The organism is Rhodococcus artemisiae (assembly GCF_036327795.1).
GTDB lineage: Bacteria > Actinomycetota > Actinomycetes > Mycobacteriales > Mycobacteriaceae > Rhodococcus > Rhodococcus artemisiae.
The window spans coordinates 77,610-91,972 of record NZ_JAUTXY010000011.1; the positions used below are offsets into that span (position 1 = coordinate 77,610).

Annotated in this window: 12 protein-coding genes; 9 read left to right on the forward strand and 3 right to left on the reverse strand. The window is 65.2% G+C overall.

Annotated features, from left to right (window positions below):
* Positions 1-13: 13 nt before the first annotated feature.
* From Q7514_RS21705 to Q7514_RS21725, 5 genes are read left to right on the forward strand one after another with little or no spacing between them, the layout of a single operon-like run.
* On the forward strand, positions 14-1,057 hold the full coding sequence (locus Q7514_RS21705) for an amidohydrolase family protein (protein ID WP_330135325.1): 1,044 nt from the start codon (positions 14-16) through the stop codon (positions 1,055-1,057).
* Positions 1,054-1,803: a metal-sulfur cluster assembly factor gene (locus Q7514_RS21710; protein WP_408016155.1), complete on the forward strand. Its 750-nt coding sequence runs from the start codon at positions 1,054-1,056 to the stop codon at positions 1,801-1,803. The genes Q7514_RS21705 and Q7514_RS21710 overlap by 4 nt, the downstream gene beginning before the upstream one ends.
* Entirely contained in the window at positions 1,800-2,825 is a 1,026-nt protein-coding gene (locus Q7514_RS21715; RefSeq protein WP_330135326.1) for an NAD(P)-dependent alcohol dehydrogenase, read from the forward strand. The genes Q7514_RS21710 and Q7514_RS21715 overlap by 4 nt, the downstream gene beginning before the upstream one ends.
* A 32-nt stretch (positions 2,826-2,857) precedes the next feature.
* The gene (groL, locus tag Q7514_RS21720) at positions 2,858-4,507 is read left to right on the forward strand and encodes a chaperonin GroEL (RefSeq protein WP_330135327.1); all 1,650 of its coding nucleotides are present in this window, start codon (positions 2,858-2,860) and stop codon (positions 4,505-4,507) included.
* Positions 4,508-4,518: 11 nt separating this feature from the next.
* The gene (locus Q7514_RS21725; RefSeq protein ID WP_330135328.1) at positions 4,519-4,842 is read left to right on the forward strand and encodes a putative quinol monooxygenase; all 324 of its coding nucleotides are present in this window, start codon (positions 4,519-4,521) and stop codon (positions 4,840-4,842) included.
* Positions 4,843-4,894: 52 nt separating this feature from the next.
* Here Q7514_RS21725 and Q7514_RS21730 read toward each other — a convergent pair whose 3' ends face one another.
* Complete coding sequence (locus tag Q7514_RS21730) at positions 4,895-5,224, reverse strand: hypothetical protein (RefSeq protein ID WP_330135329.1); 330 nt, start codon at positions 5,222-5,224, stop codon at positions 4,895-4,897.
* A gap of 15 nt (positions 5,225-5,239) precedes the next feature.
* Positions 5,240-6,379, reverse strand: a complete 1,140-nt coding sequence (locus Q7514_RS21735) for an RHO alpha subunit C-terminal catalytic domain-containing protein (RefSeq protein ID WP_330135330.1) — start codon at positions 6,377-6,379, stop codon at positions 5,240-5,242.
* Positions 6,380-6,512: 133 nt separating this feature from the next.
* Between Q7514_RS21735 and Q7514_RS21740 the strand changes: the two genes are divergently transcribed.
* The 4 genes from Q7514_RS21740 to Q7514_RS21755 all read left to right on the forward strand — a co-directional run bounded on the left by Q7514_RS21740 (position 6,513) and on the right by Q7514_RS21755 (position 10,645).
* The gene (locus Q7514_RS21740; protein WP_330135331.1) at positions 6,513-7,112 is read left to right on the forward strand and encodes a TetR/AcrR family transcriptional regulator; all 600 of its coding nucleotides are present in this window, start codon (positions 6,513-6,515) and stop codon (positions 7,110-7,112) included.
* A gap of 116 nt (positions 7,113-7,228) precedes the next feature.
* Positions 7,229-8,812 (forward strand): long-chain-fatty-acid--CoA ligase, encoded by a 1,584-nt coding sequence (locus Q7514_RS21745; RefSeq protein WP_330135332.1) that lies wholly within the window; start codon positions 7,229-7,231, stop codon positions 8,810-8,812.
* Positions 8,809-9,867, forward strand: coding sequence for an MBL fold metallo-hydrolase (locus tag Q7514_RS21750; RefSeq protein WP_330135333.1), 1,059 nt, complete (start codon positions 8,809-8,811; stop codon positions 9,865-9,867). The genes Q7514_RS21745 and Q7514_RS21750 overlap by 4 nt, the downstream gene beginning before the upstream one ends.
* Positions 9,868-9,883: 16 nt before the next feature.
* The gene (locus Q7514_RS21755; RefSeq protein ID WP_330135334.1) at positions 9,884-10,645 is read left to right on the forward strand and encodes a crotonase/enoyl-CoA hydratase family protein; all 762 of its coding nucleotides are present in this window, start codon (positions 9,884-9,886) and stop codon (positions 10,643-10,645) included.
* A gap of 69 nt (positions 10,646-10,714) precedes the next feature.
* Here the strand turns inward: Q7514_RS21755 and Q7514_RS21760 are convergent, their stop codons facing one another.
* A complete protein-coding gene (locus Q7514_RS21760) occupies positions 10,715-14,359 on the reverse strand; it encodes an ABC transporter ATP-binding protein (RefSeq protein ID WP_330135335.1) in 3,645 nt (1,214 codons plus the stop codon).
* Between the last annotated feature and the right edge of the window lie 4 nt (positions 14,360-14,363).

Here is a 14,363-nt window from a genome sequence, read left to right on the forward strand (position 1 = left end):
GAGCGAGGCACAGATGTACAAGAAGGACGGACAAGAGTACTTCATCGTCGATGCCCATATTCACCTCTGGGATGCAAGCGAACCCAACCTGAAGAACATCCACGGTAAGCAGTTCATCGACTGCTTCTACGATTACCACCGAAACCTCAGCCCTGAAGAAGAAGTGTGGGATTACGATCTCTACACCAGGTACAGTGCCGACAGGCTCATGAAGGACATCTTCGAGGACGGCTACGCAGATCATGCGATATTCCAGGCCACTCTTCTGAACGACTTCTACAACAACGGATTCGGTCGTACCGAGGAGTCACTCGCGCTGGCGCAGATGCATCCCAACAAGCTCACCTACAACCACGCGTACGATCCACGGAACGAAGAGGCCGGCCTCGAGCAGCTTCGACGCGATGCCGAGCGGATGAATCTGCAGGGCGTGAAGCTGTACACCGCTGAATGGTTCGGTGATTCACGTGGATACAAGCTCGACGACAAGTGGTCGCGACGCTATCTCGAAGAGTGCATCGAATTGGGTATCAAGAACGTCCATGTCCACAAGGGTCCTACGATCAGGCCACTGGACAAGGACTCGTTCGATGTCGGCGACGTCGACAAGGTCGCGACCGACTACACGGATCTGAGGTTCGTCGTCGAGCACGTGGGCCTGCCTCGTCTCGAGGACTTTTGCTGGATCGCGACGCAGGAGTCGAACGTGTACGGTGGCCTGGCCGTGGCCATTCCGTTCATCCATACCCGGCCTCGCTACTTCGCGCAGATCATGGGCGAGCTCCTCTACTGGATCGGCGAGGACAAGATCCTGTTCTCGAGCGACTACGCGCTGTGGACACCGCGGTGGCTGATCGAGAAGTTCGTGGACTTCAAGATCCCCGAGGACATGACCGAATACGCGCCGATCACCCTCGAACAGAAGAAGAAGATCCTCGGTCTCAATGCGGCGGCGCTGTACGACATCGACGTACCTGAGCACCTGCGGCTCGATGAACCGGCAGGGCAGAGCGGTGTCGAGGTCGCCGCGGGAGCCAAGGAGGCTGTGGCGTCATGATGCGGGTCGACGTCACGGTGGACGAGGTCATGGAGGCGCTCGAGGCCGTCGTCGACCCCGAGCTCGACGAGCCGATCACCGACCTGGGCTTCGTCCGGTCGGTGATCCTCGACGATCGCGGGGTGACGGTACATCTGCGCCTGCCCACGTCGTTCTGTTCACCGAATTTTGCGTATCTCATGGCATCCGACGCGCAGGACGCCCTGCGCCTGATACCCGAAGCCGGTGAGGTCCGGATCCTGCTCGACGAGCATCACGACAGCGACAAGATCAATGCCGGACTCGCCGCGGATGCCGGATACCGCGGCACGTTCGGTGTGGAGGCCGTCGACAGCCTCGACGACCTCCGTCGCATCTTCCGCCGCAAGGCGCACACCGCCGCGATGGAACGTTGCATCGAGAAACTGCTGAAACAGACGAGCCTTGGGGTCGACGACATCTCGTCGCTGATACTGAGCGATCTGCCGAAGGGGCCCGAGAAGTCGGCACTGCTTCGCCGACGCATCGGCATCGGATTGAGCGTCTGTCCGGCAGGTCGAGTCTTCGTCGACGACGACGGAAAACCCGTCCCACGCGATGCGGTGCCCCTGCGGTTGCGCTTCGCGAAGTCGGTCCGAATCTCGATGGAGGGAAATTCGCATTTCTGCCGCGGCCTCCTCGCTACGCGGTACGACGACACCGACGGCCCGGTCCCCAGGATCTACGACACCCGAACAACTTCCATCACAGCCAGGAGGGTTTCATGAAGGCCGTGCAGGTCGTGGGTTACCACACCAAACTGCAGCTGACCGACGTTCCGGAGCCCGAGATCGAGAGTCCGCTCGACGTCATCGTGCGCATCGGCGGCGCCGGGGTGTGCCGCACCGACATCCATATCCTCGAAGGTCAGTGGGAGGAGAAGAGCGGCGTCGAACTGCCGTACACCATCGGTCACGAGAACGCGGGCTGGGTGCATGCCGTCGGCGGTGCCGTCACCAACGTGTCGGTGGGAGACAAGGTGATCCTGCACCCGCTCATCACCTGCGGGCAGTGCCGAGCGTGTCGTTTCGGCGACGACGTGCACTGCGAGAACAACCGGTTTCCGGGCATCGACACCAACGGCGGATACGCCGAATATCTGCGCACCACCGCTCGGAGCGTCGTGCGCATCGACGATTCGCTCGAACCCGCCGACGTCGCTGCGCTCGCCGACGCGGGACTGACCGCATACCACGCGGTGGCGAAGACCGCCAAGGCTCTTCGACCCGGCGACATGTGCGTGATAATCGGTGCCGGCGGTCTCGGCCACATCGGGATCCAGGTGTTCGCCGCGATGTCGGCAGCGACATTGATCGTGGTCGACCGGAACCCCGACGCGGTCGCCCTCGCCGGTGACATCGGCGCCGATCACGCGATCGTCGCCGACGGCACGCACGTGCAGAAGGTCCTCGACCTCACTGGCGGCAAGGGTGCGGAAGCCGTGGTCGATTTCGTCGGCGAAGGCGGATCGACGAAGGAGGGCGTCGCAATGCTGCGACGGGCCGGCAACTATTACGTGGTCGGGTACGGCGAGAACATCGACATCCCCACGATCGACGTGATCTCCACCGAGATCAACTTCATCGGCAATCTCGTCGGCTCGTACAACGACCTGCAGGAACTCATGGCACTGGCCGCGCAGGGCAAGGTCACGCTGCACACCACCAAGTACCCGCTCGACGAATTCCAGCAGGCCATCGACGACCTCGATGCCGGTCTCGTCCGAGGCCGCGCAATTCTCGTTCCCTGAACCGCTCGCTCATCCACGAGAGGACACGAATCATGGCAAAAGATCTGCGGTTCAACCAGGAAGCCCGGTTGCTGCTCGAATACGGCGTCAATGCCCTCGCCGACGCCGTCAAGGTGACGCTCGGCCCCAAAGGACGTAACGCTGTCCTCGAAAAGCTCACGGGCCCACCGACAATCACCAACGATGGTGTGACCATCGCCCGCGAGATCCAATTGCGCGACCCGTTCGCGAACATGGGTGCGCAGCTGGTGAAGGAAGTCGCCATGAAGACCAACGGCAGCGTCGGGGACGGCACCACCACCGCCACCGTCCTCGCTCAGGCGATGGTGCGCGAGGGCCTGCGCGCCGTGGATGCCGGCGCCAATCCGATGCGGGTGCGGCGCGGGATCGAACGCACGGTTCCGGTCGTCGTCGACACTCTGCGCTCGAATTCGGTCACCGTGTCGGAGCAGCGGGACCTGCAACGCATCGCCACACTTGCCGCGAGCGACGACGACGCGATCGGCGAAGTGATCGCCGAGGCCGTCGCGCATGTCGGCCGCTCCGGGATCGTGACCACCGAGGAATCCGACACCCTCGGCATGTCGGTCGAGGTCGTCGACGGGATCGAGTTCGACCACGGCTACATATCCGGATACATGGTCACCGACTTCGAGCGCATGGAATCCGTGCACGAGAATCCGGTGGTCCTGCTCACCAACAAGAAGATCTCCCAGGTGCAGGACATCATGCCGACGATCGAGGCGGCGAAGCGTGCCGACCGACCGCTCGTCGTGTTCGCCGAGGACGTCGACGGACCCGCATTGCAGCTGCTCGTCGGCGGCAACATGCACAAGACGATGCAGTCCGTCGTCGTGCGTGCCCCGGGGTTCGGGCACCGCCGTGTCGCCGAACTCCAGGACCTCGCGGTCGCCCTCGGTGGACATGTCATCGCCAAGGACACCGGCGTCGAACTCTCCGAGGTGGGGCTCGAGCACCTGGGCTCGTGCGACCGCATCACCGTCACAGAGAACGACACCACGATCGTCGGCGGTCACGGCGACACCGCGCTCCTGGACTCGCGGATCGGGCAGCTCGAGACGCAACTCGGGCGAGCACGCCTCGACGCCGACCAGGATGCCCTGCAGCTGCGCCTGGCCCGCCTCACCGGCCGTGTCGCGGTGATCAAGGTCGGCGGTGCCACGAGCGTCGAACTCAAGGAACGCATGCTGCGCGTCGAGGACGCACTCGCCGCGACTCGCGCCGCGCTCGAGGAGGGGATCGTCGCGGGCGGAGGCACGGCACTGGGCCAGGCACATCGCGCACTGGAAGATCTGGACCTGCCGGGCGACGAGGCCGTCGGGCGTGATGTGGTTCGGCGGGCCCTCGCCGAGCCCCTGCGCTGGATCGCGATCAACGCCGGTTTCGACGGTGAGAAAGTGGTCGAGGTTGTCGAAGGTCTACCACTCGGACATGGCTTCAATGCGCTGACCGGCGAATATGGCGACATGTTCGACGAGGGTGTGATCGATCCGTTCAAGGTCACCCGGGCGGCGCTCGAGAGCGCAGCGTCGATCGCGGCCTTGCTCATCACGACCGAAACCGCGATCGTCGAAGAGGTCATCGGCAATCCGGGAGCGATCAACGCACCCGGATTCGGAGATCTTGCCGAGGGTATGGTCCGGCCGTCCAACATCTACTGAGCGAGGTATCGATGATCTTCATCGTGGTGAAATTCAAGGTCCGCCCCGAGCACCAGGACAAGTGGCCCACGACGACGAAGGCGTTCACCGAGGCGACCCGGGCCGAGCCGGGAAATCTGTGGTTCGACTGGTCCCGCAGTGTGGACGATCCGAGCGAGTTCGTTCTCGTGGAGGCGTTCCGCGACGGCGACGCCGGGGCCGCACACGTCGGGTCCGAGCACTTCGAGAAGGGGCTCGAGGCGATGCGTCCGGCCCTGACCGAGACACCGCGCATCCTCAACATGGAGATCCCGGGTGTCGAGTGGGCACGTATGGGTGAGCTCGAGATCAGCTGAGAGGAACCGGACACGGTGCGTACCGCCGGTCCGCGGTACGCACCGTCGTGGGTCACGGGACCGGTTCGAGTACCGCATCCATGCTTGCGGCTCCCGTATCTGGCACGCGAGCTTGATGCCATGCCTCGATGGGGAACGAGATGTTGATCAACGAATAGCAGACGTGCAGGAGGCGGGTGGCGTCCTCGGGCAGGTTTTCGAGGTCGAACGTGTCGAGATACGCTGCGGCATCGGCGAGCCGGGGGAGCGCCGCATCGTAGAAAGCCTGCAGTTCGGGCATCGCGCTCTCGAGACGCCGGCCGTAGCGCTGCGCTTCGGTGGGCAGCGCCCAGTCGGCCCACGGTTCGAGGTCGGAGAATTCTGCGGGAAGCAGTTGTTTCATAGCGGCTTTCACTTCCTATCCGGCCGAAGTGGTTGCAGGCTGGTGAGTCCCGACGTAATCGTCGACCATGCTCTGTGCGGACGTATGCAGGTGACGCAGGAGGATCTCCTGATCACACAGCGGGAATTCCGACACCACACGTGTTTCGAGCATCTTCTGGGTCGCTTCGAGCGTGTTGGAGTCCTGCAGCGCGAATTCCTTGAACGTGACCGCGGCGATCTCCTGACGTAAGCGGTCGGTGGCGTTGCGCGGCGGCGCCATGTACATGGTGCCTTCGAAGGTGTGGCGGTTGTACGCGGTCGGCCAGTAGTGGTACGTCAGGAACCAGCCCGGCTCCCACATGACGAGCATGAAGTTCGGGAAGAACACGTAGGAGTCGAGGCCCCACGAGGGGTGCCGAGCGGGATTGAGTCCGGTGGGCAGGTCGGCGAGACCGGGGATGTCGGGCTTGTCCCACGGACCGAAATTGCCACTGCGCAGGATGCGTTCGATGGGCTTGACCATCGAAGGGTCCTTCGGCGGAGCCATTCCGCCCCACGACGACACCATTCCGTGCGGGCCGTCCACGTCGTAGTACAAGGCTTCGAAGCCATAGGCCTGCAGTTTCTGCGACTCCTCCGACACGTACTGCTTCGAGTGGAGCACCGGAGCATGATAGAACTCGGCGAACGCGTCGATGTAGAGCTTCCAGTTGCTTCCCACCTCCGACCGGTATGTGAACCGTTGGGTGAATTCACCGAACGGGAATCCTTCGAGTCCGGCCGCGAACTTGCCCAGACTCTCGCGCAGCGGGTTCGTGTTCGCGTCGTCGAGGTTGACGAAGATGAATCCTTCCCACACGTCGACCTGGACGGGGGTGAGGTCGGCGGTGGAGGAGTCTTCACCGATCGGGAGTCGGAACGCCGATATCTTCCCGCCGGCGTCCTCGGTGACCAGCACTGTGACCTCTGCGATCACGATGTCCTGCGTATAACGACGTTCGTCGTTCCGAAGGTGGTTGATACGACCGACATTGAGCCAGGAACGCTCGAAGATGGCTGCGCGTTCGAGCTCGTAGTGTTCGGGGCTGATCGAGTCTTCGTACGACATCGGCGCGGTGTCGATGGCGTAGTGCTCGGTCCAGCTTCCTTCCTCGGGTTTCGGAAAGTGGGACATGTACAGATCCTTCCGACAGGTAGCGCTTGTGCGATGCAATCCCTCGGGCCGCACCCGATAACATGACCGGTGGTCCAATTCGCTACACCGAAGATATGGACCGCCGGTCAACTTGTCAACGGAGGGCGCTGCGATGCTGAACGAACAACCGAGAAAAGAGCGGAGCGACGCAGCGCGGAACCGTCGCGCCATCCTCGACGCCGCCGACGCCCTCCTCGCAGCCCATGGCTCCGAGCATGTGTCCATCGATCAGATCGCGGCAGCAGCAGGGGTCGGCAAGGGCACGATCTTCCACCGCTTCGGATCTCGCGCAGGTCTGATGAGAGAGCTCGTGCGCGAACGCGCCCTGGCGCTCCGCGACGCCGTGACGGAGGGCGAGCCGCCGCTCGGTCCGGGGGCGCCCGCTCCCGAGCGACTGCTCGCGTATTTCGACGCGATGTTCCAGCTCATCGTCGACAACGTCGAGCTCATGATCGCGTACGACAACTCCACCAGGGAAGTGCAGGAGGACGAGATCAATGTGTTCTGGGCGCGACACATCGCGACGCTTCTGGCGGAAACACGACCGGACGTCGACGCCACCGTCCTCGGCCGCCTGCTCCTCGGCGCACTCAACCCCGATGTGATCCTGCAACACATCCGAGCCGGTCAGACCGAACGGCTCGCCCACGCTGTGCACAGCCTCGTCGCCTCGGTCATCGGCGAAGCCCACACCACCGACCGACGCACATAGGTTTGCCCTATCGCTGGATGCGGCCGCAGGACTTTGTCGCCGCCGTCACACCCGTGATCGACTGGGATTCCCCGGACCGGTAGTCCGCGCGGACAGACGTCGATCAGGAGTGCCTTGTGAGCGAACTGCACCTTCCCAACCGCATCCGGCAGCTGGCACTCTCCCAGCCCTCGGCACCTGCAGTCACGGCAGAAGGCGCGACCCTCACGTATGCGGAGTTCGACACGTACACGAACAAGGTCGCCACGGCGCTGGCCGCACTGGCGTCGCCGCCAGGCCGGATCGGTGCGCTACTGCGCATGGGGTTGCCCGGCGCGGCGGCACTCGTCGGTTGCACGAAGGCCGGGCTCGTCTTCACCCCGATCAACTGGCGGCTCACCCCTGACGAGATCGCATGGATCGCAACGGACGCACAGATCGGCGTGCTCATCGTCGAGGCGGACTTCGCCGACGCTGCCCACGCCGTCGCCGCAGCACTGCCGGAGGTGCGCATCATCGTCGTCGGTGATTCGGCTCCGGACGGCGCCACTACATGGGGTCAGCTCGTCACCTCGGGCACCGACACCGATCCGGGCCTGGGCGACGACCCCGAGACCGCACTCCTCCAGCTCTACACCTCCGGCACCACCGGCAAGCCGAAAGGTGTTGTGGCTGTCCATCGCAACATCTACAACACCCCCGAAGGCCTCGAGCTCTACGAGTTCGGGAACGAGTCGGTGTCGCTGGATGCGCTGCCCCTGTTCCACATCGCCGGCAGCGGATGGCTCAGCACGTCCCTGTCGGCCGGACTGCACGTGATCCTGCTCGGCGAGATGCGCCCCCCACAGGTGGCCGCGGCCATCGCCGAGTACGGAGTCACCCATGCCTTCCTCGTGCCCTCCGCGATCGGGATGCTCCTCGAACTCCCCGACCTCGACGAATACGACCTGTCCAGTCTCGAAATCATCGCCTACGGAGCGTCCCCGATCACTCCGGCGCTACTCGAGCGGACCATGGACACTCTGCATTGCAGGCTCGTGCAGCGCTACGGAATGACCGAGACGATGGGGGCACTCACCGCTCTGCGTGCCGACGACCATGACCCGCGTGGACCGCGTACCCACCTGCTGCGGTCTGCGGGGACGCCACTTCCGGGTACCGAGGTACAGATCCGCGACATCGTCACCGGAGAAGTGCTGCCACAAGGAGAGACCGGCGAGATCGTGTCGCGGTCGCGCAACAACGTCACGGGGTACTGGCAGCGCGACGCCGAGACCGCCGCACTGTGCACCGACGACGGATTTCTGCGCACCGGCGACGCCGGGCACATCGACGAGAACGGCTACCTCTTCGTCACCGACCGCGTGAAGGACATGATCATCACCGGTGGGGAGAACGTGTACCCCGTCGAGGTCGAGGCCGCGCTCGCCGAACACCCCGCCGTCGCGGAGGTCGCCGTGGTCGGTCTGCCCGACGAACGCTGGGGCGAGGCCGTCACCGCCGCAGTACGCCTGGTCGACGGCGTCGAAGCACCGACGGAACGCGAACTCGTCGCGTTCACGACCGAGCGGCTCGCGTCGTACAAGAAACCGCAACGCATCCACATCGTCGGGGAATTGCCGCGCAACGCGAGCGGCAAGATCCTCAAGCGCACCCTGCGGGAAATCCTCGGACCCCGAGAGTGCGACAGCCTCGGGACTCGGGAGGGCTCGACACCATGATCATCACCGAAGACATCGGCATCGTCCAGCGAGAAGCGTGGGCCGCGAACCGACTACCTCCCGTCGAGGAGGTCCGGCCCGGGCTGTGGTCGATTCCCGTCCCGATGCCGCACAACCCCCTGCGCTACGTGCTCTGCTATGTGCTCGCTCTGGATACCGGGCTGGCGCTGATCGATCCCGGCATGGACACCGAGGAGTCCTGGCAAGCGCTCGTCGACGGCATCGCGTCGACGGGGCACCACATCACCGATGTGCGGTACGCGGCCATCACTCATCTGCACCCCGACCACTTCGGCCTCGCCCCGCGACTGCGGGAGACCACGGGCGCCGCGATCGCGATGCACACCGCCGAAGCCACCGCGCTCGGGCACTTCGCTCCGGACGATGTCGCGGCCGACGTCGAAGCGTGGCGGGTGGATCTGACCGACCTCGGTGCTCCGGTCGAGGTCGTCGAGGCACCCCGCTTCGACCTTGTCCGATTCCCTCCCGGCACCTCCGCCGACGTCGTCCTCGAGGGCGGTGACCGCCTCGATCTGCCCGGATGGAACATCGAAGCGGTGTGGACCCCCGGGCACACACCGGGCCATCTCGCGTTCGTCGACCGCGACAACGACCTGCTGTTCAGCGGCGACCACATGCTCCCGCGTATCAGCCCCAACATCTCGTCGGGCCCGGGTGAACTCGACTCCCCGCTGCATCGCTACCTGTTGTCGCTTCATGCGACCACCGCGCTGCCGGACTGCGAGGTGCTCCCCGCCCACGAGTACCGGTTCCGGGGCGTCACCGACCGGGCACGAGAACTGATGGGACACCACGACGACCGCCTCGAAGAGATCCGTTGCGCCGTCGACGCACACCCCGAGTCGACGGCGTGGGAGCTCACCACACGCATCACGTGGTCGCGGCCGATCGGCGCGATGGACCCGAGGCTGCTCCGCCTCGCCGTCCGCGAGACACAGGCCCACCTCATCGTTCTTGCCGACAGAAATGTCATTCTTTCTGATGGAGGAACTCCTTCCCGTTGGAGTCTCGCCATACCCGTCGCCGACCAGTAACGAAGGAAAAGCTGACATGAGCGTTGTTCTCACCGAGTTCGCCGACGGCATCGCCGTCTTCACCCTCAATCGCCCCGAGGCCAAGAACGCCGTCACCCTCGAGGTGTCCGAGGCCCTCGCCGCCGCGATGGACGAATTCGAGGCACGCCCCGACCTGACCATCGGCATTCTCACCGGTGCCGGTGGGACTTTCTGCGCCGGCATGGATCTCAAGGCATTCTCGCGCGGAGAGCGTCCATCGATCCCCGGCCGCGGATTCGGCGGCATCACCGAAGCTCCGCCCACGAAGCCGCTGATCGCCGCGGTCGAAGGTTGGGCACTCGCCGGCGGTTGCGAACTCGCACTGTCCGCCGACCTGATCGTCGCGTCGCGGGAAGCGAAGTTCGGCATTCCCGAGGTCAAGCGCGGCCTCGCTGCTGCGGCCGGCGGCCTGCTGCGGCTGCCGAAGATCCTCCCGTACCCGCTGGCCATGGAGATGGCCATCACCGGCGACCCGCTCACCGCCGAGGTCGCCTTCCAGCACGGTCTCGTCAACCGGGTCACCGAACCCGGTGAGGCGCTGACCGTCGCGAAGGAACTCGCCGCACGCGTCGCCGCCAACGGGCCGCTCGCGGTGAAGGCCACCAAGCAGGTCGTGGCGATGTCCGCGAAGTACACCGACCCCGACGCGTTCGTCGCGCAGCGCGAGTTCATCGACCCGGTGTTCGCGTCGAACGACGCCCAGGAAGGCGCCAAGGCATTCGCCGAGAAGCGTGCTCCCGTCTGGACCGGCGCGTAACCGACTCCGAACACGACCGTGCCCACCGTCCGAGGTACCGAGCCCTGGGACGGTGGACACGGTCGTCCATCAGCCTGTGACCGCGTGGGCAACCTCGTGGGCATTCCACAGACGCCGGTACACGGCACTCGACTCGAGTAGTTCGTCGTGCGTGCCCACTCCGTCGACGCCGCCGCCGTCGAGAACGACGATGCGGTCGGCACCGCGGATCGTGTCGAGCCGATGCGCGACGACGAGTACCGTGCGTCCCGCCACGAGGTGCGACAACGCAACCTGGATACGACGTTCGGTGGCCGGGTCGATCGAGGCGACCGCTTCGTCGAGCAACAGGACGTCGGGGTCGCGCAGGAGCGCGCGAGCAATCGAAAGTCGCTGCCGCTGACCGCCGGACAGGTCGTCACCGGCTTCCGCCAGCGCGGCGTCCAGCCCGTCGGGTAGTGCTCGGACGAAGTCCGCGGCCTGCGCGGATTCGAGGGCCGACCACACCTGTTCGTCCGTCGCGTCGGGCGCACCGATCGTGAGGTTGGAGCGGATGGTGTCGGGGAACAGATAGACCTCTTGGTACACGGTCGTGACGGTGCGACGCAGATCGTCCTCGGTCACCTCGCGCACGTCGGCTCCACCGATGCGGATCGAACCCGAATCGACATCCCAGAACCGTGCGACGAGATCCGCGACCGTGGACTTGCCTGCGCCGGACGGCCCGACGAGAGCAGTCACCTTTCCCGATTCGGCCCGGAACGACACACCCCGCAGGGCTTCGTCGTCGTTGTAGGAGAACCGCACGTCGCGGAATTCGACGTCGGTGCCGGACATGGGTGTCGGTTCGGTGGGTTCGGGAAGTTCATCGATGTCCCACACGCCACCGAGCTGCTCGGCGATCCGATCCTGCTGATGCCGATACGTACTCAGCTCCAACAGTTCCTGCAGCGGCCGGTACAGGTTGAGCGCAATCACCAGGAAGAGCAGCAGTGTCGTCGCGGCGACCTCACCGCCGAGGAACAAGGAGCTTCCGAGCCACAGGAGGGCCACGAAGCCGAGTTCGAGCACCACGGTCGCCACCGCGGTCAGCGGGCTCGTGCGCACGGCCATCCCCACGCTCGAACGACGCAGCCGCTCGACCGCGCTGCGATAGCGGATGGCCTGGGGTGCGTCGGGGAACGCGCGCAGGACCGCGGCTCCGCGCACGAACTCGAGCAGAGCCGTGTTCGCTTCCCGGCGGGCTTCGGTGACGTCGGTACTGATCGCCCTCTGGGCCCGGTCTGCCACCACGAGCAGTCCGAGGAACACCGGAACACCGATCAACGCCGCCACAGCGAGTCTCCAGTCGAGGACGGCAAGCACGATCGTTGCGAGCACCGGTTGCACGACGGCGACCACGAGTTTACCCGGCAGGTTGACGAAATCGACGAGGGCGAGATCGGAGACGACCAGGGTCGAGGTCCGGCCCGCATCCATCCGGTCGAAGGCCCCGAGCGGCACGCGACGCAGCCGGTGCAGTACCGACCGTCGCAGGTCGGCGATTGCGCGTTGCGTCACCGGCCACCAGACCCGGGCGACATCCACACCGATGACGACACGCGCGATGAACAGAACGAGCAGGGCACCGCTGAGGGTGAGGACATCAGAGGTCTCGACCGGTCCGTCGAGCGCTGTGAACAACGCGATGAACACCACGAGCATCGGGGCACTCGTGAGCGCGCCCTCGAGAAGCACACGCCAGAGACCGCGCCGGAAGAAGGTCGAGCGGTGATGACCGAGCATTGCGAACCATTGCGCCACCGGATTTTTCGAAGCGAGATCCGCGACAGCAGGGGCGCGGTACGCATCGCTGGAGGCCGGCTCCTCTGTATCAGCAGGCGGCATGGCAGATCGGGATGTATGCGCCGCCGGGTCGGCGTCGTCGGCCGGCTCCAGGCGCCATCCGTCGACTGCGCGATAGTCCTCCCACAACGACAGGTAGGCCTCGCTCGAGGCAAGCAGTTCGGTGTGCGTGCCGGCAGCCGCGATGCGCCCGGCATCGAGCAGGAGGATGCGGTCGTACCCGGTGATCGACCCGAGGCGGTGCGCGACGGTGACGACCGTACGCCCCTCGGCCAGGTCCGCCAGAGCGCGGACGACGGCCTGCTCGTTCTCCGCATCGAGGAACGCGGTGGCTTCGTCGAGAAGGACCACCGGGGCGTCCTTCAAGAATGCGCGAGCAATCGAAATACGTTGCCGCTGACCGCCGGAAAGCCGATCTCCGCCGGCTCCGAGTCGCGTGGCCCAGCCGTCTTCGAGGTCGGGAAGAAACTCCGTGACGCGTGCGCGCCGGGCAGCCTCATGCACTTCGTCGTCGGTGGCACCCGGCCTGGCCAGTCGGATGTTCTCGGTCACGGTGTCGTCGAAGACGTAGTCATCCTGCTGGACGTATGCCACGAGTCCGGCCAGTTCGATCGGGTCGATGTCTCGCAGGTCGACACCGCCGAGCCGGACCGCACCACCGGTCACGTCGGCGAAACGCGCGAGCAACCGCAGGAGCGTCGTCTTACCGGCACCGCTACCACCCACCAGGGCGACAGAGGTTCCCGGTTCGATCGTGAGGTCGATGCCGTCGAGGACCGTGTTGTCGCCGTATGCGAAGCGGACGTCGGCGAGTTCGATCCGGCTGCCGGCCGGCGAGCGCGGATCCTCGGCTCGTGGCAGGTCTTCCTCCGCGAGGATCGCTCCGATGTTCTTCAGTCCCGCTTCCACCTGGTACTGCAGGACCGCCACGCTGAGCGTCAGACTCATCAGAGGCTGCGCGAATCCCACACCGACCAGCAGGAAGAACACGAGTTCGGCGACGTCGAGCGATCCGACGTGGACGAGATAGAGCCCGAGCGGGAGCAGGAACAGGACGCTGATCGACGCGAACGCGGTCGCCGAGACCGCCCCGATGCGGCCCCGGGAAGTCTTGAGGTTCTCGATCGCCTCGCTGTCGGCAACCGCGCGCTCGACGTCGACGAACGAACTCGTGGGCCGGACGAACCCTCGGATCACGCGAATGCCGCGGACAAATGAGACAACCGACACATTCAGGGCGGTTCCGATCTCGGATTCCCGGGGAGCGAGATCGGCGCTGCGTCCCACCGCCCAGGCAATACACGCGACGACGCACACGACGATCGCGACCGCCGCGAGTCCCATTCGCCAGTCGATCCAGAACATCACGCCCAGGGTGGCGAGTGGGACGGCAATGGAGGAAGCGATGTCCGGGATGGCATGCGACAAGCCGAGCTCGAGCTGCTCGACGTCGTCCTGCACGACCTTCTTGAGTTCACCGGCACTGCGGGACCTGGCTCTCGCCAACGGCATTCGATCGATGCGGTCGGCGAGTTCGAGCCGCAGATCGGCCAGCGCACGGTACGCGGTCACATGCGACAGCCAGTTTGCGATCGCCCGCAGAACAACTTTCGCGGCCACACCCACTGCCGCCAGGACCACCAGACTCGTGATGCGGTCGGTGCGCGGTGCGTCGGGAACGAAGAGATCCACTGCAACGAGGTAGACCACCACGAAGGGGATCAGCCCAGCAAGCGCACCGAGAATCGCGGCCACCGCACTGAGAATCAGCGAAATCCTTCGGCGCATGAGTATTTCGGACACCGTAGGACCAGCACCGGTTTCGGCGCCTCCGGCCCCGCGTCGTCCGGACTCGAGCGGCGGCTCGACTGTCGTCGTACGACTGTTCATGATC